The 20,235-nt window shown below is 64.1% G+C and carries 21 protein-coding genes, 1 tRNA gene and 1 pseudogene; 9 read left to right on the forward strand and 14 right to left on the reverse strand.

Features of this window, described 5'->3' with window-relative positions; all coding sequences use genetic code 11:
* Positions 1-203: 203 nt before the first annotated feature.
* From IVB42_RS16155 to IVB42_RS16165, 3 genes are all read right to left on the reverse strand, one after another.
* Positions 204-839, reverse strand: coding sequence for an ATP-dependent Clp protease proteolytic subunit (locus IVB42_RS16155; protein ID WP_007611005.1), 636 nt, complete (start codon positions 837-839; stop codon positions 204-206).
* A gap of 331 nt (positions 840-1,170) precedes the next feature.
* A complete protein-coding gene (tig, locus tag IVB42_RS16160; RefSeq protein ID WP_018455110.1) occupies positions 1,171-2,532 on the reverse strand; it encodes a trigger factor in 1,362 nt (453 codons plus the stop codon).
* 173 nt (positions 2,533-2,705) lie between these two features.
* Positions 2,706-2,790: transfer RNA gene (locus IVB42_RS16165), tRNA-Leu, on the reverse strand.
* Positions 2,791-2,943: 153 nt separating this feature from the next.
* Here IVB42_RS16165 and IVB42_RS16170 point away from each other — a divergent pair.
* On the forward strand, positions 2,944-4,248 hold the full coding sequence (locus IVB42_RS16170) for a multicopper oxidase domain-containing protein (RefSeq protein WP_018455111.1): 1,305 nt from the start codon (positions 2,944-2,946) through the stop codon (positions 4,246-4,248).
* Between the two features lies 1 nt (position 4,249).
* Here IVB42_RS16170 and IVB42_RS16175 read toward each other — a convergent pair.
* Together IVB42_RS16175 and IVB42_RS16180 are read right to left on the reverse strand one after the other, a co-directional pair.
* A pseudogene (locus IVB42_RS16175) lies at positions 4,250-4,691 on the reverse strand (GNAT family N-acetyltransferase).
* On the reverse strand, positions 4,691-6,190 hold the full coding sequence (locus IVB42_RS16180; RefSeq protein ID WP_018455113.1) for a bifunctional ADP-dependent NAD(P)H-hydrate dehydratase/NAD(P)H-hydrate epimerase: 1,500 nt from the start codon (positions 6,188-6,190) through the stop codon (positions 4,691-4,693). Before IVB42_RS16180 ends, IVB42_RS16175 begins: the two are co-directional and overlap by 1 nt.
* A 380-nt stretch (positions 6,191-6,570) precedes the next feature.
* On the opposite strand from IVB42_RS16180, the gene IVB42_RS16185 reads away from it, so the two are divergent.
* A complete protein-coding gene (locus tag IVB42_RS16185) occupies positions 6,571-6,909 on the forward strand; it encodes a P-II family nitrogen regulator (RefSeq protein WP_007603495.1) in 339 nt (112 codons plus the stop codon).
* A gap of 149 nt (positions 6,910-7,058) precedes the next feature.
* Positions 7,059-8,468, forward strand: a complete 1,410-nt coding sequence (glnA, locus tag IVB42_RS16190) for a type I glutamate--ammonia ligase (protein ID WP_247470561.1) — start codon at positions 7,059-7,061, stop codon at positions 8,466-8,468.
* Between the two features lie 318 nt (positions 8,469-8,786).
* On the opposite strand, the gene IVB42_RS16195 is transcribed toward glnA, so the two are convergent.
* Complete coding sequence (locus tag IVB42_RS16195) at positions 8,787-9,560, reverse strand: gamma-glutamyl-gamma-aminobutyrate hydrolase family protein (RefSeq protein ID WP_018455114.1); 774 nt, start codon at positions 9,558-9,560, stop codon at positions 8,787-8,789.
* Between the two features lie 90 nt (positions 9,561-9,650).
* Positions 9,651-10,355: a hypothetical protein gene (locus tag IVB42_RS16200; protein ID WP_026232881.1), complete on the reverse strand. Its 705-nt coding sequence runs from the start codon at positions 10,353-10,355 to the stop codon at positions 9,651-9,653.
* A gap of 136 nt (positions 10,356-10,491) precedes the next feature.
* On the opposite strand from IVB42_RS16200, the gene IVB42_RS16205 reads away from it, so the two are divergent.
* Complete coding sequence (locus IVB42_RS16205; RefSeq protein WP_039799329.1) at positions 10,492-11,628, forward strand: AI-2E family transporter; 1,137 nt, start codon at positions 10,492-10,494, stop codon at positions 11,626-11,628.
* 6 nt (positions 11,629-11,634) lie between these two features.
* Here IVB42_RS16205 and IVB42_RS16210 read toward each other — a convergent pair whose 3' ends face one another.
* From IVB42_RS16210 to IVB42_RS16235, 6 genes are all read right to left on the reverse strand, one after another.
* Positions 11,635-11,931, reverse strand: coding sequence for an antibiotic biosynthesis monooxygenase family protein (locus IVB42_RS16210; RefSeq protein WP_018455117.1), 297 nt, complete (start codon positions 11,929-11,931; stop codon positions 11,635-11,637).
* 101 nt (positions 11,932-12,032) lie between these two features.
* Positions 12,033-12,269, reverse strand: a complete 237-nt coding sequence (locus IVB42_RS16215) for a hypothetical protein (protein ID WP_018455118.1) — start codon at positions 12,267-12,269, stop codon at positions 12,033-12,035.
* A gap of 57 nt (positions 12,270-12,326) precedes the next feature.
* The gene (locus IVB42_RS16220; protein WP_018455119.1) at positions 12,327-13,559 is read right to left on the reverse strand and encodes a GGDEF domain-containing protein; all 1,233 of its coding nucleotides are present in this window, start codon (positions 13,557-13,559) and stop codon (positions 12,327-12,329) included.
* Positions 13,560-13,788: 229 nt separating this feature from the next.
* Positions 13,789-14,268 (reverse strand): 30S ribosomal protein S9, encoded by a 480-nt coding sequence (gene rpsI / locus IVB42_RS16225; protein ID WP_007603485.1) that lies wholly within the window; start codon positions 14,266-14,268, stop codon positions 13,789-13,791.
* A 1-nt stretch (position 14,269) separates the two neighbouring features.
* On the reverse strand, positions 14,270-14,734 hold the full coding sequence (gene rplM / locus IVB42_RS16230; RefSeq protein ID WP_018455120.1) for a 50S ribosomal protein L13: 465 nt from the start codon (positions 14,732-14,734) through the stop codon (positions 14,270-14,272).
* 157 nt (positions 14,735-14,891) lie between these two features.
* Positions 14,892-15,320, reverse strand: coding sequence for a PaaI family thioesterase (locus IVB42_RS16235; protein ID WP_007603483.1), 429 nt, complete (start codon positions 15,318-15,320; stop codon positions 14,892-14,894).
* 86 nt (positions 15,321-15,406) lie between these two features.
* Here IVB42_RS16235 and IVB42_RS16240 point away from each other — a divergent pair, with 86 nt between their 5' ends.
* The 4 genes from IVB42_RS16240 to IVB42_RS16255 all read left to right on the forward strand — a co-directional run bounded on the left by IVB42_RS16240 (position 15,407) and on the right by IVB42_RS16255 (position 18,813).
* On the forward strand, positions 15,407-16,231 hold the full coding sequence (locus IVB42_RS16240) for an enoyl-CoA hydratase (RefSeq protein ID WP_018455122.1): 825 nt from the start codon (positions 15,407-15,409) through the stop codon (positions 16,229-16,231).
* 112 nt (positions 16,232-16,343) lie between these two features.
* Positions 16,344-16,928 carry a CoA-binding protein gene (locus IVB42_RS16245; RefSeq protein ID WP_018455123.1) on the forward strand — a complete coding sequence of 195 codons (585 nt, stop codon included), beginning with the start codon at positions 16,344-16,346 and terminating at the stop codon, positions 16,926-16,928.
* 138 nt (positions 16,929-17,066) lie between these two features.
* On the forward strand, positions 17,067-18,347 hold the full coding sequence (locus IVB42_RS16250; RefSeq protein WP_018455124.1) for an O-acetylhomoserine aminocarboxypropyltransferase: 1,281 nt from the start codon (positions 17,067-17,069) through the stop codon (positions 18,345-18,347).
* 121 nt (positions 18,348-18,468) lie between these two features.
* A complete protein-coding gene (locus IVB42_RS16255) occupies positions 18,469-18,813 on the forward strand; it encodes a hypothetical protein (protein ID WP_018455125.1) in 345 nt (114 codons plus the stop codon).
* A gap of 13 nt (positions 18,814-18,826) precedes the next feature.
* Here the strand turns inward: IVB42_RS16255 and IVB42_RS16260 are convergent, their stop codons facing one another.
* Positions 18,827-19,909 (reverse strand): COX15/CtaA family protein, encoded by a 1,083-nt coding sequence (locus tag IVB42_RS16260; protein WP_018455126.1) that lies wholly within the window; start codon positions 19,907-19,909, stop codon positions 18,827-18,829.
* A gap of 93 nt (positions 19,910-20,002) precedes the next feature.
* Here IVB42_RS16260 and IVB42_RS16265 point away from each other — a divergent pair, with 93 nt between their 5' ends.
* Positions 20,003-20,224, forward strand: coding sequence for a DUF2842 domain-containing protein (locus IVB42_RS16265; RefSeq protein WP_007603477.1), 222 nt, complete (start codon positions 20,003-20,005; stop codon positions 20,222-20,224).
* The last annotated feature ends 11 nt before the right edge of the window (positions 20,225-20,235 follow it).

Consider the following 20,235-nt stretch of genomic DNA (forward strand, 5'->3'; position numbering starts at 1 on the left):
ACCGTGATTTCCGGTCTTGGCACGGGCGAAGTGATCGAAATCACCCCGGCGTTGCTGGATTGCCACGAAAAACAAGCACGAAAGCGGAACTTTCTGCCTGTCGCAGGGCGCAAAAGTGCGTTTTGCGACGCGCGCACGTGTCCTTAACGTGAACGCTCCCTGATGGTGCCCGCGGTCCCAGAGGGATTGCCGGCACAGTAGTGCTACGGGGTCTTCGGCGACGCGGTTTCCTCGGCGCGCTTGTCGATCACCCTGTCGACCAGGCCGAACTCCTTGGCGTCGCTCGCGGTCAGGAACTTGTCGCGTTCCAGCGCGTCCTCGATCGCCTTGTAGGTCTGGCCGGTGTGCTTCACGTAGATCTCGTTGAGCCGCTTCTTCAGGTTCAGGATTTCCTGGGCGTGCAGCATGATGTCGGTGGCCTGGCCCTGGAAGCCGCCGGAGGGCTGATGCACCATGATGCGCGCGTTCGGCAGCGAGAAGCGCATGTCCTTCTCGCCGGCGCAGAGCAGCAGCGAGCCCATCGAGGCGGCCTGTCCGGTGCACAGCGTCGAGACCGGCGGACGAATGAACTGCATGGTGTCGTAGATCGCGAGGCCCGACGTCACCACGCCGCCCGGCGAGTTGATGTACATCGAGATTTCCTTCTTCGGATTTTCCGCCTCAAGGAACAACAGCTGCGCGACGATCAGCGTCGACATGCCGTCCTCGACCGGCCCGGTCAGGAAGATGATTCGCTCTTTCAGAAGGCGCGAGAAAATGTCGTAGGCGCGCTCGCCACGGTTGGTCTGCTCGACCACCATGGGCACGAGGTTCATGTAGGTTTCAACCGGATCGCGCATGAGTCACCTAGGGTTTTGAAGAGGCGGACATCGCCAGGCCCGGCTGCCAGTCGGGGCTGGATCTGCCGGAAGGCCGATGGACGTCCCGTGATGCAGGAACTTGGCAGAAGAACTTGGTAGAGGCACTTGGCAGAAGCAGAGGGCGTAGCGACAGATATAGCCCAATTCGCGCCTGACAAGTGCGGAGCGAATTAAGGCTTAATCCGTGAGGCAGTTGAAGCTGATTCGTACAAAGAGGCCCAGCCGGCCACCTGGCTAGCTCGACCTCTTCGCTGATCATCCTTAATGCAAGGCTATCCTGGAGGCTCTCCTAAAGGCTCTTCTGGAGCCCTCAGGCCGCGGTCTTTTCCGCCTCGTCGTCCTTGTAGAGATCGTCGCGCGAGACCTTCTTCTCGGTCACCTTGGCAAGCTCGAGGATGAAGTCGACGACCTTGTCCTCATAGATCGGTGCACGAAGCTGGGCCAAGGCTTGGGCGTTGCTGCGGTAATAGTCCCAGACCTCCTTCTCGCGGCCCGGCATCGAGCGCGCCCGCTCGATCACGGCGCGGCCGACCTCGTCATCGGTCACGGAGATCTTGTTCTTCTCGCCGATCTCCGAGAGCACGAGGCCGAGCCGCACGCGACGATCGGCGATCTTGCGGTACTCTTCCTTGGCGGCGTCTTCAGTGGTGTCTTCGTCGGCGAAGGTCTTGCCGGCGGACTCCATCTCGGCCTTCACCGAGTTCCACATCAGATTGAACTCCTCGTCGACCAGCGAGGGCGGAGCCTCGAAGCGATGGGCCTCGTCGAGGCGGTCGAGCAGCGCGCGCTTGACGCGCTGGCGGGTCGCGGTCGCGAACTCGGCCACCAGCCGCTCGCGCGCCGCTTCCTTCAGCTTGTCCAGCGATTCCAGGCCGAGCGTCTTCGCGAACTCGTCGTCGATCGCGAGATCCTGCGGCGCCTCGATCAGCGTCGCGGTGGTCTCGAACTCGGCCGGCTGGCCGGCGAGCTTGTCGTTCATGTAGTTCTTGGGGAACGCCACCTTCAGCGTGCGGGTCTCGTTGGCGGCGATGCCGATGAGCTGCTCTTCGAAGCCGGGGATGAAGGTGTTGGATCCGATCACCACCTGGATGCCCTCGCCGGCGCCGCCTTCGAAGGCTTCGCCGTTGATGGTGCCCTTAAAGGCGACGGTGACGCGATCACCCGATTCGGCCTTGGCGCCCTCGCCCTTCGCGGCATAGCCACGGTTCGAATCGGCGATGCGCTTGATCGCCTCGTCGACGTCGGCGTCGGTGACTTCGGCCACAGGCTTTTCGACCTCGAAGGTCTTGAAGTCGGCGAGCGCAATCGACGGCACCACCTCGATCGCAACCGTGTAGGTCAGATCGGTTTTGCCGTTGAGCAGCTCCTCGACCTCGGCCTGCTCGGTCGGCATGGTGATCTTCGGTTCGGTCGCCAGGCGGAAGCCGCGCTCGGAGAACAGCTGAGTGTTGGTGTCGCGGATGGTCTGGTCGATGGTCTCGGCCATCACCGAGCGGCCATAGACCTTCTTGAGGTGCGTGACCGGCACCTTGCCGGGACGGAAGCCGTTGATGCGAACCTTGTCCTTGAGGTCGACGAGCTTGGCACCGGCCTTGGCGTCGAGATCAGACGCGGGAACGCTGATCTTGAACTCGCGCTTCAAACCTTCCGAGAGGGTTTCTGTGACCTGCATGGTGTCCAATCTTCTTCTCGTTCGGTCCCGGCGCGCATGCGTCGGGACGCTGTCATTAATCGATCCGGCGCGAGGCGAACGCCTCAACGCCGGTGGTTCATCGGACCGACTTCCGGCGGACAAACATCCGCGCGGGAGCAGATCGCGTAATCCGTGCAAACGCTGAAAGCGCTTGGTGCGGGCGGAGGGACTCGAACCCCCACAACTTTCGTCACTGGAACCTAAATCCAGCGCGTCTACCAGTTCCGCCACGCCCGCGTAAATTTGCATCAAGACCGGCCGCGATGCCGCGGGCGGCGGGCTTATAGCATGTGCCCGCCTGTTCGCAGCAAAAAAATGGCCCGATAGAGGCAGGCTTCACCTAGGCACGACGGCTGGACTTATCCAGCACGGCGTGGTCCGGATCGGCCCATGAAAACGCGGATCTTCGACCTGACGAGGCGCGAGGTTTTGGCCGGATTTGGCGCCTCTGCGGCCGGGCTGACGGCGGGCGGCGCAGTCCCGGCCGTGACCGCCCAACTCGCGCTTCAGGCAAGGCCGGCAACGCTGGCTCTGAGGTCGGGGCAGCCGGCTATACCCATCTGGGAGCTGGCCGCCGTCAGCCATCTCGGGGATGTCCGCCTCAAACGTGGCGACCGCTGCGAGGTGGTCTTCCGCAACGACCTGCCTGTGCCGCTTGCACCAGTTTGGTACGGCCTCAATGGCCCGGCCGCGGCCGACCCGCTTCGGGGTCGCGCACCGACGGCCCCGGACGCGACGGAAACATCAATCATTTCAGTGCCAACCGCGGGAACCCTGTTGGCCGACTTCCGGCTGTTCGAGGACGGCCTGAAGCAGCCCGCGCGCCCGCTTCCGATCATCGCCACCGAGACCAACACGGTCGCCGCCGATCGCGACGTGGTCCTCTTGATCGAGGAGTGGCGGCTGCGGCCGGATGGGACCGCACTTGCCCCGGGCCGGGACCCGAAGGACACATCCCCGCTCTATACAATCAACGGAACGACTTCATTCGAACTCTCAGCTTCAGCAAATGAGCGGCTGCGGCTGCGCTTTATCAACGGCTCGCAACGTTCTGTTCTGGCGATCAAATTGGAAAGTCACGAGGTCCACGTGGTGGCCCTGGACGGACAGCCGGCTGAGCCGTTCCCGGCTCGCAACGGCGCGCTGGTGCTGGCTCCCGGCGCACGCGCCGACGCCTTCGTGGATGCGGCCACATCGGCCCCATTCCTGCTGCATGACGGCAAGGAGGCGCGCCAGGTCGGCCGCCTGACGGTCTCCGGCAAGCTTGACCGGCGCGCGCCGCCGTTGCCGCTCTTGCCACTCCCTCCGAATGACCTGCCCGACCGGCTCGATCTGAGGGGCGCCCTGCGATTCGATGTCGCTCTCGGGGCAGCCGACGCCGGGTGGGTACGGGCCGCAAATTTCTCGACGTCCTCCGCCCCCGCCTTTCGCACCAAGGCCGGCCGCACCGTCGTGTTGGCCCTCAAGAACCCCGCCTCCGTCGCAACCGTCTTCCATCTCCACGGCCACCATTTCCGCCTGCTCGACAAGCTCGACGACGGCTGGAAGCCCTATTGGCTCGACACGCTCGCGATCGAACCCGGCCAGACCCAGCGCATCGCATTCGCTGCGGCCTCTCCCGGGCGGTGGCTGATCGAATCCGTCGTCACCGACTGGGCCGCGCCGCGGCTGGTGCGCTGGTACGGGGTGGAGTGAGCTATCGGCCACGCGTCCAAAGATAGCGAGCGTCCGGTTCTTTCTCCTCGTTTCGGGTCCCGTTGGTCTGCTCGATCAGCGTGAACCCGCGCGCTTCATAGAAGCGGCCCGCCAACGCGTTGCGCTGGAAGGTCCAGAGCTCCAGCTGTTCGCTGGCCCGCTTGGCGATATCGAGGAGTTCGGTGCCGACGCCGCGCCCTTGAACAGCAGGAAGCACGTAAAGCTGCTCGACCCAGCCGTCACGGACAGCGATGATTCCGCTCAGTACATCGGCATCGAAGCGTCCCCACACGCGGCACGTCGCCAAGACATGCTCGCGGTAGAACCAGCGGTCCTCATCCGGCGTATGCAGCCCAGCAAAGCCAGGGCAGCGCATGGTCGAATGCAGCCCGGTGAACCTGCGCCGCCGCGCCCATATCGGTGAGCGCGAGCGGCCTGAGCATTAGTACTCGATCCCCAGCGCATGATAGATCCGTCGGTGCACGGCGGGCAGCGTCTCGGTGAGATCCTCCGCGATCAGGCCCGGCCCCGCCTCGCTCGCCGCTTCGCCATGCATCCACACCGCGATGCTGGCGGCTTCGAACGCCGGGACGCCCTGCGCAAGGAGGCCTGCGATGATGCCGGCGAGGACGTCGCCGGCACCCGCGGTGGCGAGCCAGGGCGGAGCGTTGGCGGCGATAGTGGCGCGGCCGTCGGGCGCGGCAATCGTGGTGTCGGCGCCCTTCAGCAGCACGACCGCGCCGGAGCGCTCGGCGGCGGCGCGCACGCGCTCGATCTTCGAGCGCCCCGGATGTTTATTGCTGAGGTCGGAGAACAGCCGCGGGAACTCGCCCTCGTGCGGCGTCAGCACCACCGCCTTGTCCTGCGACGTCTTGATCGATTCGAACAGGCGCTCGGGATTGGCGGCAAAGCTCGTCAGCGCATCCGCGTCGAGCACCAGGCGCCGCTGGGAGGTAAGCGCCGTGTGGACGAGATCGCAGGTGCGCTCGCCGACGCCCGCGCCAGGGCCGATGATGCAGGTGTTGTAGCGCTTGTCGCCGAGCAGCTCGCCGAACTCGATGGCGGTATCGACGGGGTGAACCATCACCGCGGTGAGCGCAGCCGCATTGATCGCCAGCGCATCACGCGGCGTGGCCAGAGTCACCAGGCCCGCGCCGGCGCGCAGCGCCCCGCGCGCGGCGAGCCGCGCCGCACCGGTCGCCGCCGCATCGCCCGAGACCGCCAGCACATGACCTCGCGCGTATTTATGGCCGTCGATGCGCGGCACCGGAAAGGCCGAGCCCCAGAAGTCCGGATCGTTCTCAAAAATCCGCGGCGCGATCTCGTCCAGCACCTGCGCCTCGATGCCGATGTCGGCGACGCGGACGTGACCGCAATGCATGCGCCCCGGCAGCAGCAGATGCGCCGGCTTCTTGCGGAAGAAGGTGACGGTCTCGGCGGCGTTCACGGCCACGCCCAGCACGGCCGCGCTGGTGCCGTTGATGCCGCTCGGCAGGTCGACCGCGAGCACCGGCGCACCATTGGCGTTGATCGCCTCGATCATCTCACGCGCCTCGCCCTCGACGGGACGGCTGAGGCCCGCGCCGAACAGCGCATCGATGATCAGCGCCGGTCGCCCGATCGCCTGCGGGTTGAACGGGAGCACCGGGTGTTTCCAACCCCGCGCCGCCGAGGCCGCGTCGCCCTGGAGCTGGTCCCGCTCGCACATCAGGATCACCGAGACCTCGCGGCCTTGCGCGGCGAGCTCGGCGGCTGCGACAAAACCGTCCCCGCCGTTGTTGCCCGGGCCGGCCACGATCAGGATCGGCCCCTGCTCCACCAGTGCGTTCGCGGCCTCGGCGACCGCCTGGCCGGCGCTGAGCATCAGCTTGAATCCGGGGGTGCCTGCTGCAATGCTGAGCTGGTCGGCGCGCTGCATTTCGGCGTTGGTCAGAACTTCCATGCCACTTCCCTGTCCAAAAGCCTTTTCAACAGGCACGTTCCGCACCGGGCTATCCGGCGGAACAACGATCTGCACAAGTATTGAACCGTTTGCCTATTTCGTAGTCTGCGGTATTTTGTGCGGGTCGGCGCCACCTATCAGAGCTGCACGTTAAAAGGCTGATAACGCTCCAATAATCAGGGCATTTGCAACTTGGCATAGACCCTGCTTTCGCGGAAGTCGCTTCGGTTCGTCGTGCTCACTGGCATTTATCAGGGTGTGGCCGGCCGTTGTTGCCGGACTGGTCAGGGATCCCGGCATAGCGAAGACAAGATCGTGCGTTAAGAAAGCGCATCCTGACGAAGACGTTGCTATTTGTTCGAAAGGCCGGGAGGCGCGCAGTGAAGAAAATCGAAGCCATCATCAAGCCATTCAAGCTCGACGAGGTGAAGGAAGCGCTTCAGGAAGTCGGCCTTCAGGGCATCACCGTCACCGAAGCCAAGGGCTTCGGCCGGCAGAAGGGTCACGCCGAGCTGTACCGCGGCGCAGAATACATCGTCGACTTCCTGCCCAAGGTGAAGATCGAGATCGTGATCGGCGACGATCTGGTCGAGCGCGCCATCGACGCAATCCGCCGCGCCGCGCAAACCGGGCGCATCGGCGACGGCAAGATTTTCGTCTCCAACATCGAAGAGGCGATCCGCATCCGAACCGGCGAATCCGGGCTGGACGCTATCTGAGCCGGGTGCTATCCCGCATTTTGCGACATTCTGACAAGAAATAGGCTGCTTCGGCGGCCTCGTTTTGTTTGTGCCTCGCGCGCCTCAAGAAGCGTGAACACGGTCGCTCGAAGTTTGGAAACCGACCCGCAGAGCCAAAAGGGGTATGCATGAAGACCGCCAAAGACGTCCTGAAATCGATCAAGGACAACGACGTCAAATACGTCGACCTGCGCTTCACCGATCCGCGCGGCAAGTGGCAGCACGTCACCTTCGACATCAGCATGATCGATGAGGACATTTTCGCCGAAGGCACGATGTTCGACGGCTCATCGATCGCCGGCTGGAAGGCGATCACCGAGTCCGACATGTGCCTGATGCCCGATCCGGTGACCGCGACGATCGATCCGTTCTTCGCCGAGACCACCATGGTCATCACCTGCGACGTGCTCGAGCCGACCACCGGCGAGCCCTACAACCGCGATCCCCGCGGCATCGCCAAGAAGGCCGAGGCGATGGTGAAGTCGATGGGCGTTGGCGACACCGTCTTCGTCGGCCCCGAAGCCGAATTCTTCGTGTTCGACGACGTGCGCTTCTCCGCCAATCCCTACAGCACCGGCTTCCGCCTCGACTCCTCGGAGCTGCCGACCAACTCCGACACCGAATATGAAGGCGGCAATCTCGGCCATCGTGTCCGCACCAAGGGCGGCTACTTCCCGGTGCCGCCGCAGGATTCCGTGCAGGACATGCGCTCGGAGATGCTCGGCGCCATGGCCAAGATGGGTGTGAAGGTCGAGAAGCACCATCACGAAGTCGCCTCCGCCCAGCACGAGCTCGGCATGAAGTTCGACACGCTGACGCTGATGGCCGACCACATGCAGATCTACAAATACTGCATCCACCAGGTCGCGCACATCTACGGCAAGACCGCCACCTTCATGCCGAAGCCGGTCTTCGGCGACAACGGCTCGGGCATGCACGTGCACCAGTCGATCTGGAAGGACGGCAAGCCGGTGTTCGCCGGCAACAAATACGCCGACCTGTCGGAGACCTGCCTCCACTACATCGGCGGCATCATCAAGCACGCCAAGGCGATCAACGCCTTCACCAATCCGTCGACCAACTCCTACAAGCGTCTGGTCCCGGGCTATGAGGCTCCCGTGCTGCTCGCCTATTCCGCGCGCAACCGCTCGGCCTCCTGCCGGATCCCCTACACTGCTTCGCCGAAGGCCAAGCGTGTCGAGGTGCGCTTCCCCGATCCGCTCGCCAATCCCTATCTCGGTTTCGCCGCGATGCTGATGGCTGGCCTCGACGGCATCAAGAACAAGATCGATCCGGGTCCGGCGATGGACAAGGACCTCTACGATCTGCCGAAGGAAGAGCTGAAGCAGATCCCGACGGTGTGCGGCAGCTTGCGCGAGGCGCTCGAAAACCTCGACAAGGACCGCGGCTTCCTGAAGAACGGCGGCGTGTTCGACGACGATTTCATCGACGCCTATATCGAGCTGAAGATGACCGAAGTCGCCCGCTTCGAAATGACCCCGCACCCGGTCGAGTTCGAGATGTACTATTCGGGCTAGGTGGCCCGAACGACCACGACGCACGAAAGGCGCCCCTCGGGGCGCCTTTTTTGTGGTCATCGAGTTTCGTTCTGCGTCTGACTCCATTTCGTTCTCAAAGAACGAATCGGAATCGAGAAAACTGGCGCGCATCAATTCTTGATATCTGGTTTATTGCGCCCGAGAGATCGCGAGCGCTGTTGGTAATTCGCAGGATGCATTCAGCGCCGCGAAATCCATCCTGGAGACTAGTTCTCGTGCCTGTTTGCGAAAATCGCCAATCCTCCGCCGCCGGTCGCAACGATCGATAGCCTTATAGGCCTCGGCGCAGCCCCGCAGCTACGCCGCCGCGCGCTGCTTCGCCACCATGGCCTGACCGAACGCCTCGAACAGTTTTCGGTTGATCGGATTGTGCTGCGGGTCGTATTCGGCGTGCCATTGCACGCCGAGCGCAAAGGTCTTGGCTTCCGCGATGCGGATCGCCTCGATGGTGCCGTCCTCGGCAATGCCCTCGATCAGCACGCGCTTGCCGGGATCGAGGATGCCCTGGCCGTGCAGCGAATTGACCCTGATCTTGTCACAGCCGAGCAATTCCGCGAACGCGCCGCCCGGTGTCAGATCGACGTCGTGACGATCGGCGAACACCACTGTCGGGTCGGGATGGATCTCACCGTTCTCAAGCCTTGGCATGCGATGGTTCATGCGGCCCGGGATTTCGCGGATCTCGGGATGCAGCGAGCCGCCGAAGGCGACGTTCATCTCCTGGAGGCCCCTGCAGATGCCGAACAGCGGGATACCGCGGGCAACGCAGGCGACCGAGAGCGCCAGCGCCACCTCGTCGCGGTGGATGTCGTAGGGCTCGTGCGCCTCACACGGATCGACGTTGAAACGGGTCGGATGGACGTTGGCGCGGGCGCCGGTGAGCACGATTCCGTCGACGGTATCGAGCAGCGCGCCGATATCGGTGATGTCGGGCGAGCCCGCGAACATCACCGGCAGACCGCCGGAAACCTCGGCCACGGCGCGCAGATTACGCTCGCCGACCATCTGGACCTGAAATCGATTCTCAACGCGATGGGCGTTCCCGATCACGCCGACGACCGGCTTTCTCATCTCCCGTTCAGACCTCTCGCCGAAGACGATTCTCCAAACATGCCCCTGGGGTGGAACAAATTCAACAGAAGGGTACGCGGGACGGCAATGCTATTTTCGCGCAAATGCCTCCCGGGCCACGATCGCGCCGCCAAGGGGCAGGCCGGCGATCTTCAGCGCGGTCGCCGCCGGGTCGCCCGGCGCAGCCAACCAGGGCAGTTTCGTCTCGATTCCGCGCGTCACGGGCTCCCCGAGCGCGCCACCGAAATCGATCGGCCAAAGCCCGTTGGGCACTGTTTCGGCGGTAAGGCCACGGAGTGCGTAACCGTCGCCCAGCACCGCCTCCACATGGTCGCCGGCGACAAGGCGCGCGGTCGTAGGGTCCAGGGGATCGCCAAAGCTCACCAGCACGGGCATTAGGTCGCCCTGCACCGCGACGACGCCGGTCTGCCGGTTGAGCTCGTTGAACGAGACGCGGTTGCCTCGCGCAGCGCCATAAGCGCGGAGCGCGACATAGTTGATGTCGTCGAGATCGAGCTTCGCGCCCTGCTGATGCGCGAGCAATGCCACCACATTCTTTCCCCGGCCGAGGTCGACGAACACGGCCTCGCCGCGCATCGTGGTGCGGCCGCCCCGGCTATAGCCGCGATCGGGCACGACGGACAGAATGCCCGACCCGGTCTTGATCCCGTCAGGCGTCGTCACCTCGACCGCGAGGCGATATTTGTGACCGGGCCGATTGATCCGGATCTGGTCGCCAATCACGAGCACGGCCAGAAGCCCGAGCAGACCCACCCATTTGCTGATGAAACTCAAGCGCGCCCCACCTGTTCTCTCCTCGTCGGTCTGCACCGTTCATACGGCAGCGTCAAACCAGCGCGTTGACGCGGTCTTGATCAAAAGCGTGTTTGTCGAAAGAGTGCCCCCCGGTCCACCTAAAGGACATTGCGTGATCACATTCCCGAATGAACGACCCCCGACCCGTTTTGATCTGGCTTGGGGCATTTCGGTCGGCGGCATCGGTGTGGTGCTGTTCGCCGTGCTGCTCGCGTTCTCCTGGTACTTCGCCACCACCCTGCTCCTGATCTTCGCCGGGGTGCTGCTGGGCCTTGGGCTCAACGCGCTGACCAACGCGCTTGGCCGGCACGCGCGTCTTCCGCATACGCTGCGGCTCGCGATCGTCTGCTTGGCCCTCGCGCTGATGCTCGCGGGCATCGCATATCTCGGCGGCGCCACCATCGCCGATCAGGCGGCGGGACTCAGCAAAACCATCAAATCCCAGATCGGCAACGTCAAATCATTCCTGGACAATCACGGCATCGACACCAGCTTCTTCGATTTCGGGAGCTCCGGACCCGGTTCGTCTCCCGACGCGCAACCGGAGCCGACGCCGTCGGCCGGCACGGCGTCGCGCGGGGCAATACCCGGCGCAGGCGCCCTTGCCTCCAGCGGCGGGGCGATCGTGAGCCAGACGTTCAAGCTGCTGCTTGGCACCATCCACGGCGTGGGAAACATCTTCATCGTGCTGTTTCTGGGAGTCGCCTTCGCCGCCCAACCCAGCGTCTATCGCGAGGGATTGCTGTTCATCGCGCCTGCAAAACATCGCGCGCGCACGGCCGTCATCATCGACCGCGTCAGCGAGACACTTGAACGATGGCTGATCGCACAGATGATCGTCATGCTCGCGGTCGGCGCGGTAACCTGGATCGGGCTTCTCATCATCGGCATCCCGGGCTCCTTCATTCTCGGGATTCAGGCGGGACTGCTCGGCTTCATTCCGACCGTCGGCGCCATCATAGCCGGCGTCGTGGTCGTGCTGGCGAGCCTCGCCTCAGGATGGATTCCGGCGCTGTCGGCGTTTCTCCTCTTCATGGGCGTCCACGCCATGGAGAGCTACGTGCTGACGCCCCTGCTGCAGCGGCAGGCACTGGACATTCCGCCGGCCACGCTGTTCGCGTTCCAGATCCTGCTCGGCGTCGTGTTCGGGATCTGGGGCCTGGCGCTGGCGCTGCCACTGGTCGCCATCGCCAAAGTCGTGATCGACCATTTCAAGACGTATGAAGCGCCGCCTCTGGCGGAGGCGGCCTGAGCCGCCTCAGGTGATGAGCACGGTTTCGGTGTGCTCCACCTCAGGCGGTGCCGCAAAATACTGGCCGACGAGGCCGCGCCATTCGGTGAAATTCTCGGAGCCGCGAAAATCGACGGTGTGGTTCTCGAGCGTCTCCCACTTCACCATCAGACGATAGCGCTGCGGCTTCTCGATCGACTTGTGCAGCTCGAAACCGTGAAAACCCTTGGAGCGGCCGAAAGCGGCCTTCGCCTTGGCAACGGCGGCCTCAAAATCCTTCTCGCTGCCCGGCTTGACGTCGATTTGCGCGATCTCGGTGATCATCTGTTTCCACCCATTTTGTTCGATGGGCGTGTCTACCGCAGCCCGCGACAAAGAAAAAGGCGCCGAAACGGCGCCCTGCCCGGTCCAAGAATGCAGATCACTCAGGCGAGCAGCAGAACGGTGCCCACCACCATCAGCGCACAACCGGCGAACAGCGCGAGCGGCCAGTAATTGCGGCCTTGCGTGTAGCGCCCCTGGGCGCGGCGCTCGGTGATCAGCGCGCTCTCGTATTCGTCCGCGGTCGAGAACAGGCACGCGAAGCCGCCGCGTGCCGAAGTCGCCGCGGCTTCGAGCGACATCAAGGCGGTCTGCGGGTTCTGTCGACGGATCGATTCCATGACCGCAATGGTAGGGATCGAATGGTAAACAGGGGATTACCGCGAGGCCTCCTTTGCCTAGGCGGTCGCCGGCTGCGCTTTGGACTGCGTGTTGGGCACGCCGATCCGCGCGGCGCTCTGGCGGCGCCAGTTCTCCAGCGACAGTGGCAGCTCCTCCGCCGACTCGACGCGGTTTCGGCCGCCGCGCTTGGCCTGGTAGAGCGCGGTGTCGGCCGAGGCCAGCAGCACTTCGAGCTCGGTGCCGGCCGGACCGCCGGCGACGCCGATGCTGACGGTGGTGTCGACCGGGCCCTCGTCGACGACGACGCCGGAGGTCTCGAAGGCCTCGCGCACGCGCTCAGCGACCAGCACGCCCTCCTCGAGCGAACACGGCAGGAGGGCGGCGAACTCCTCGCCGCCGATGCGACCCGACATGTCGCTGATGCGCAGATTGCTGACGACGACGGTCGAGAACAGTTTCAGCATCTCGTCGCCGGCGGGATGGCCGAACCGGTCGTTGATCGACTTGAAATGATCGATATCGAAGATCATCACGGTCACGGGACGTCCGGCCTTTGCCTCGCGCTCGATCACGCGCCCGCAGGCTTCCGAGAAGCCGCGGCGGTTGAGCATGCCGGTCAGCGGATCGGTGGAGGCGGCGGTCCGGTGCGCGGTGACGGTGCGCTCGGACACCAGCATGAAGATCACGAACACGGTGCCGACGGCATAAAGCACGAGCTCGACCGCGAACACGGTGACCCAGATGCTGCTGGCGAAACCCGCATCGTGCGGACGCAGGAAGCTGCCGAGCACGATCGGCAGCATCAAGACGCAGCCGTGCATCACCGGCACCACGAAGGCCGGCCAGCGCCGTTGCAGGCTCTTGCGTCGCTCGACCCAGAGCTCGCTGGCGGTCAACGCCGCATAGACCGACACGATGCCGGCGCCGACGATCATGCGCAGCATGGACGCGGCGGGATCGAGCAACGTGGCGGCAGCGACCCAGGCGAGCGCGCCGACCAGGAGACCCGGCCAATTCGGCTTGCGGCCGTGGAAGACGCGCGCCGCATTCCACACCATGCCGCACGCGACGAAGCCGACCGCGTTCAGCGCAAGGTAAAGATGCGGCCCCAATCTGTCGCCCGCCGCCGTCCAGAGCGCGACCGATGCGGCGCCGAGGAGATAGGCGGTGCCCCACCATTTCAGCGCAGCGCTATTCTCCTGCCTTCCGAAAAACACCATCATGGCGCCGAGCAGTGCGGCGACCATGGTGGCGACCAAATAGAGCGTGATGCTATCGAGCGACATCATGTCGGCCCCCTTCTAGACATAGCAGTTACGCGATCGGATCAACCGATTTGCGCGCCCTTCCAAAAGCGACGCTATGTCCCGCGGGTTCCATTCAGGTTTTCATGCGAGCCCAAGTTTTCAGGAAACACGTCATCAATTTGCATACAAACGAACAGCAAAAAGGGCGCTGAAATCAGCGCCCTTTTGCATTTCATTGAAGCCGCTTTCGCGACGAATGCGACCGATGCGATTAACGCTTCGAGAACTGGAAGGACCGGCGGGCCTTGGCCTTGCCGTACTTCTTGCGCTCGACCACGCGGGAGTCGCGGGTGAGGAAGCCGCCCTTTTTGAGCACGGTGCGCAGCTCCGGCTCGAAATAGGTCAGTGCCTTGGAGATGCCGTGACGGACGGCACCGGCCTGGCCGGACAGACCACCGCCGGCGACGGTGCAGATCACGTCATACTGGCCGGACCGCGCGGCCACGGAGAACGGCTGCTCGATCATCATGCGCAGCACGGGACGGGCGAAATAGACCTCGACCTCGCGCGCGTTGACCGTGACCTTGCCGGCGCCTGGCTTAATCCAGACGCGGGCGACCGCGTCCTTGCGCTTGCCGGTTGCATAGGCGCGGTTGAACTTGTCGACTTTCTTCTCGTGCTTGGGCGCGTCGGGCGCGGCCGCCGTCTTGAGCTGCGAGAGCTGGTCGAGCGACTGGATGGATTCGGCCATGTTATGCGGCCCTCGTGTTCTTGCGGTTCAACTTGGCGATGTCGATCTTCTCGGGCGTCTGGGCCTCGTGCGGATGATCGGCGCCGCCATAGACGCGGAGGTTGCCCATCTGGACGCGACCGAGCGGGCCACGCGGGATCATGCGCTCGACGGCCTTCTCGAGCACGCGCTCGGGATGCTTGCCCTCCAGGATCTGGCGCGCGGTGCGCTCCTTGACGTGGCCGACATAGCCGGTGTGCTTGTAATAGGTCTTCTGCTCGCGCTTGCGGCCGGTGAGAACCGCATGCTGCGCGTTGATGATGATGATGTTGTCGCCGCAATCAACGTGCGGGGTGTAGGTCGGGAGGTGCTTGCCGCGCAGGCGCATGGCGACGATGGTGGCGAGACGGCCGACGACCAGACCCTTGGCGTCGATCAGTACCCACTTCTTCGTCACCTCAGCCGGCTTTGCCGAAAAGGTTTTCATGTCAGAGTTTCCGTGAACGGGGAGCATCGGCGCGAACACCGCACCGGACTGGCGGTTTTCTAGAGAACAGAGGCGCCGCGGTCAATGCCCAAAGGCGGAATTTACTTGTTCAATATCAACGACTTAGAAATATGGTATTAAGATACCCGTAAAAAGTTCAAACGTTTGGAATGGAATAGGTCGAGGTGACATGCGCAATCGGGTCGGGCGAGGTGCCGGACAATAGCTTCACCTCACCGACTGCGAGGCGCTTGCCGAGCTTGAGCAGCCGCGCCTCCGCCAGCACGTCCTGCCCGGGCTGGCCCTTGCGCAGGAAGTTAATGTTGAGATTGGTGGTCACCGCGAGCCCGATCGGCCCGATCGCGGACAACAGCACCACGTACATCGCGAAATCGGCGAGCGCCATCAGGGTCGGGCCGGACACGGTTCCACCCGGCCGCAGCATCTTTTCGCTATAGCGCTGACGCAAAAGGCAGGCCTGACCGTCCGCGCTCTCGATCGTGATGTCGTCGCCGCTGAAGGCCTGGGGAAACTCGTTGCGGAGGAACTGCTCGAGCTCCGCCACGCTCATTTTCGCTAACGCCATGCTGCCCCTCACCCTCGCTTCACGTCCCCTGTTACATTAAGTTATCTGCGTCATCCAATCGCAAAAATCCAACCGGAAACGCTTTGATGTCCGTCCAGGCCGCCCGCGCCCCCTCCCCGCAACTGCCGATCCTGCTGCGCGAGACCGTCGGCCCTATCGCGGTCCTGACCCTCAACCGCCCGACCGCCCGCAACAGCCTGTCGGCGGCGATGATCGCAAGCCTGCACGCCGAGCTCAACGAGATCCGCGACGACAAGACCGTCCGCGGCGTCGTGATCGCGGCCAACGGTCCCGCCTTCTCCGCCGGCCACGACATGAAGGAGCTGACCGCGCGTCGCGCCGATCCGGATCGGGGCCGTGCCTTCTTCGCCGAGATGATGACCGCCTGCAGCGCGATGATGCAGGCGATCGTGCACCTGCCCAAGCCCGTGGTCGCATCCGTCCAGGGCATCGCGACCGCGGCCGGCTGCCAACTCGTGGCAAGCTGCGATCTCGCGATCGCCTCGGAAGCAGCACACTTCGCCACTCCCGGCGTCGACATCGGCCTGTTCTGCTCGACGCCAATGGTGGCGCTGTCGCGCAATGTGCCGCGCAAGCAGGCGATGGAGATGTTGCTGACAGGCGAGCCGATCCCGGCCGCACGCGCCCGCGAGATCGGGCTCGTCAATCGTGTCGTCGCCGCCGGCAACGAGCGCCATGCCGCCATTGCGCTCGCCGAACAGGTCGCGCTGAAATCCGCCTATACCGTCAAGCTCGGCAAGGAGGCGTTCTACCGCCAGGCCGAGATGAACCTTGCAGATGCCTATCGCTATGCGGCAGAGGTGATGACCGAGAACATGATGGCGCGCGACGCCGAGGAAGGCATCGGCGCCTTCATCGAGAAGCGCACGCCGACATGGCGGGATGAGTAATTCGTCATTGCGAGCGAAGCGAAGCAATCCAGAATCCCTCCTCGGAGACAGACTGGATTGCTTCGTCGCTTCGCTCCTCGCAATGACGGCGTGAGCCCGAAAAGATGAGCCAATGAACCACGACGCCTATCCCGACAATTACATCCGGGGCATCCTCAACAACGTGAAATCGATCGCGATGGTCGGCGCCTCGCCGGCCAACGTGCGGCCGAGCTATTTCGCGTTCAAATATCTGGCCCAGCGTGGCTACGACATGATCCCAGTCAATCCCGGCCATGTCGGCAAGGAGCTGCTCGGAAAACCCTTCGTCGCCTCGCTGTCCGACATCGGCCGTCCCGTCGACATGATCGACATTTTCCGCAACTCCAGCCACATCATGCCCGTGGTCGAGGAAGCCCTCACGCTCGATCCGCTGCCGATGGTGATCTGGATGCAGTTGGGGGCGCGCGACGATGCGGCGGCGCTGAAGGCGGAATCGGTCGGTATCAAGGTGGTGATGAACCGCTGCCCCAAGATCGAATATGGCCGCCTGTCGTCGGAGATCTCGTGGATGGGCGTCAATTCACGCACGCTGAGCTCGAAACGCGCTCCGGTGCCGACGCAGGGCATGCGGCTATCCCTCAATCGGATGAGTGTCGGCGGCGGCGACACTGCGGCATCGGACCGCGCCGCCAAAAACAAGACCGAGCAAAGCTGACGCAATTGCGAAGGTTTCATTTCGCGAACGCGACAATGCGTAGCACGATCGTTTCGATGTGAAGCCGCGCCTTGACGGCAGCCGCGGCGCCAATCAGCATGCCGCGCGATTTCAGACCACGAGAACAGGACGCCCTCAATGAGCGATCGCCTTCCGGGATTTTCGACCCTCGCCGTGCATGCCGGTGCACAGCCCGATCCCACCACTGGTGCGCGCGCGACTCCGATCTATCAAACGACGTCGTTCGTCTTCAACGACGCCGACCACGCCGCCTCTCTGTTCGGCCTGCAGGCCTTCGGCAACATCTATACCCGCATCGGCAATCCCACCAACGCCGTGCTGGAAGAGCGCGTCGCGGCGCTCGAAGGCGGCACGGCCGCGCTGGCGGTGGCCTCGGGCCATGCCGCGCAGGTCGTGGTGTTGCAGCAATTGCTCCAGCCCGGCGACGAGTTCATCGCCGCGCGAAAGCTTTATGGCGGCTCGATCAACCAGTTCACCCACGCGTTCAAGAGCTTCGGCTGGAACGTGGTGTGGGCCGATCCCGACGACATCGCGAGCTTCGAACGCGCGGTCACGCCGCGCACGAAAGCGATCTTCATCGAGTCCATCGCCAATCCCGCCGGCAGCATCACCGACATCGAGGCGATCTCGACGGTGGGGCGCAAGGCGGGCGTACCGCTCATCGTCGACAATACGCTGGCCTCACCCTATCTGATCCGCCCGATCGACCACGGCGCCGACATCGTCGTGCACTCGCTGACGAAATTTCTCGGCGGCCACGGCAATTCGATCGGCGGCATCATCGTCGATGCCGGCACTTTCGACTGGTCGACCGGCGGCAAATATCCGATGTTATCGGAGCCGCGGCCCGAATATCACGGCATCCGGCTGCAGGAGACGTTTGGCAATTTCGCCTTCGCGATCGCCTGCCGCGTGCTCGGCCTGCGCGACCTCGGACCCGCGCTGTCGCCATTCAACGCCTTCATGATCCTCACCGGCATCGAGACATTGCCGCTGCGTATGCAGAAGCACTGCGACAACGCGAAAGCGGTCGCCGAATTCCTCGCCGGCCATCCGGCGGTGGCCGCGGTGAACTATGCGGGCCTTGCAAGCGACAAGTACAACCAGCTCGCGCGCAAATACGCGCCGAAGGGTGCCGGCGCCGTGTTCACCTTCAGCCTGAAGGGCGGCTACGATGCCGGCGTCAGCCTGGTGTCGAAGTTGCAGCTGTTCTCGCATCTGGCCAATGTCGGCGACACCCGCTCGCTGGTCATCCATCCGGCCTCGACCACGCACAGCCAGCTCGACGACGCCGCCAAGGTCAAGTCCGGCGCCGGCCCCGACGTGGTGCGGCTCTCGATCGGCATCGAGGACAAGGAAGATTTGATCGCCGATCTGGAACAGGCACTGGGCACGTAGCTGTCCTGGACATTCCGGGGCGCTTTGATGTGCCCCGGGAGTCCGGCTCCAGTTAACAGTCATTAACCATATCTGCCGCATACATCGTCACTGGATCGCCCCCTTTGATTCGGAGCCGACGATGCTGCGCTGGATGGTGCCTGCCCTTGCGGCGATGTTGACAGTCTCAGCTGCGTTCGCCGCCGATCTGCCGGCCACGCCGAGGCGGCGGGCCGCCGCTCCGCCGCAGGAACTGCCGCAGGTCTATGTCGAGACCGATCCGGATGCGCTGATCTCGCCGGCCTACGGCATCGGCAGCTACATCCGCAATTTACCGGGTACGCCACTGCTGCCGGGCTCGCACACGCTGCCGGGCTATTACGGCCGCCCCTGGGACTACGATTACCAGGGCGCGTATTACGGCGGGAAGCAGGTCGATTATTTCTGGCGCCTGCCCTACTCGTGCGGCATCTACGGCTATTGCTGAAGAGCAGATCCGATCAGCCGGCCTGACCGACGGGAACGGCGCGCGGCTGCGCTTCGGTTGCGCCACGCGTCGCGAGCCGCTCTGTCTGCATCACCGCAAGCGTCAGCACCACGATGGCGACTGCCTGATGCGCGAGCGCGAGATCGATCGGCACCTGGTTGAGCAGCGTGAGGATGCCGAGCAATGCTTGCAGGCTGACCGCGCCCAGCAGCAAAAGCGCGCCGCTTGCCGCCGAACCCGCGCGTGAACGCACGGCGTCGAACGCGTGCAACGCCGCCAGCGCGAACAGCGCATAGGCCGTCATCCGGTGCTCGAACTGCACCGTCAGCACATTGTCGAACATGTTGCGCCACCACGGCGTCTCGAACCACAGCCGCTCCCCTGAGGGAATGAACGCGCCGTCGATCTGCGGCCAGGTGTTGTAGGCGCGGCCGGCGCGCAGGCCCGCAACCAGAGCACCAAAATAGATCTGGATAAAGGTCACCGCGAGGAGCAAGGCGCTGGTAAAGCGCAGCCGCGACGATGCTGCGATCTGCGGACGCCCGGCGAGCCGCCGCACCGTCCAGACGATGCCGGCGAAGATCACGAGCGCGAGCATAAGATGTGTCGCCAGCCGATATTGCGACACCTCGACGCGTTCGGACAGCCCCGAGGCCACCATCCACCAGCCGACCGCGCCCTGGAGGCCGCCGAGCCCAAACAATAGCCACAGCCGCCGCTTCAACTCACCGGACAGGCCGCCGCGCCAGAGGAAGAACAGGAACGGCAACAGATAGGCGACGCCGATGAAACGGCCGAGCAGCCGATGGCTCCATTCCCACCAGAAGATCTCCTTGAACTCGGACAGGCTCATGCCGGCGTTGAGTTCGCGATATTGCGGGATCGTCTTGTAGGCCTCGAAGGCCGCCGTCCACTGCGCTTCCGAAAGTGGCGGCACGCTGCCCGTGACCGGCTTCCACTCGACGATCGAGAGCCCGGATTCCGTCAGCCGCGTTGCGCCTCCGACCAGCACCATCAGCGCGATCAGCGCAGCCACTGAGATCAGCCACCAGCGCACGGCGCGATACGGCTCGGACGGGGCGGAATTCGTCGTCATTCGAGGCAAAACCAGAGCTTGAACCGGACTGCGTGCCCCTTATAGTCCCCCGCTCCCGCAGCGCAAGTTACGCGAAAGCCGCGATATTCCGTCATGACGATCCGCACTCGCAAGTTCCTCGGCACCATCCTGCTCCTGGTGCTCGCCACCGTCTGGGCACTGCTCGGCATGGCGCTGGCGCAGATGCCGTGGATCGCCGAATCCGGCTGGCGGCAGGCGATCTACTACGTGGTGGTCGGCATGGGCTGGGTGCTGCCGGCGATGCCGATCGTGAGCTGGATGCAGCGGCCGGACCGGGCCAAGTCGAGTTCGTAGCGCTTCCAGTT

The sequence above is a fragment of the Bradyrhizobium sp. 45 genome (assembly GCF_023073155.1).
Taxonomy (GTDB): Bacteria; Pseudomonadota; Alphaproteobacteria; order Rhizobiales; family Xanthobacteraceae; genus Bradyrhizobium; species Bradyrhizobium canariense_D.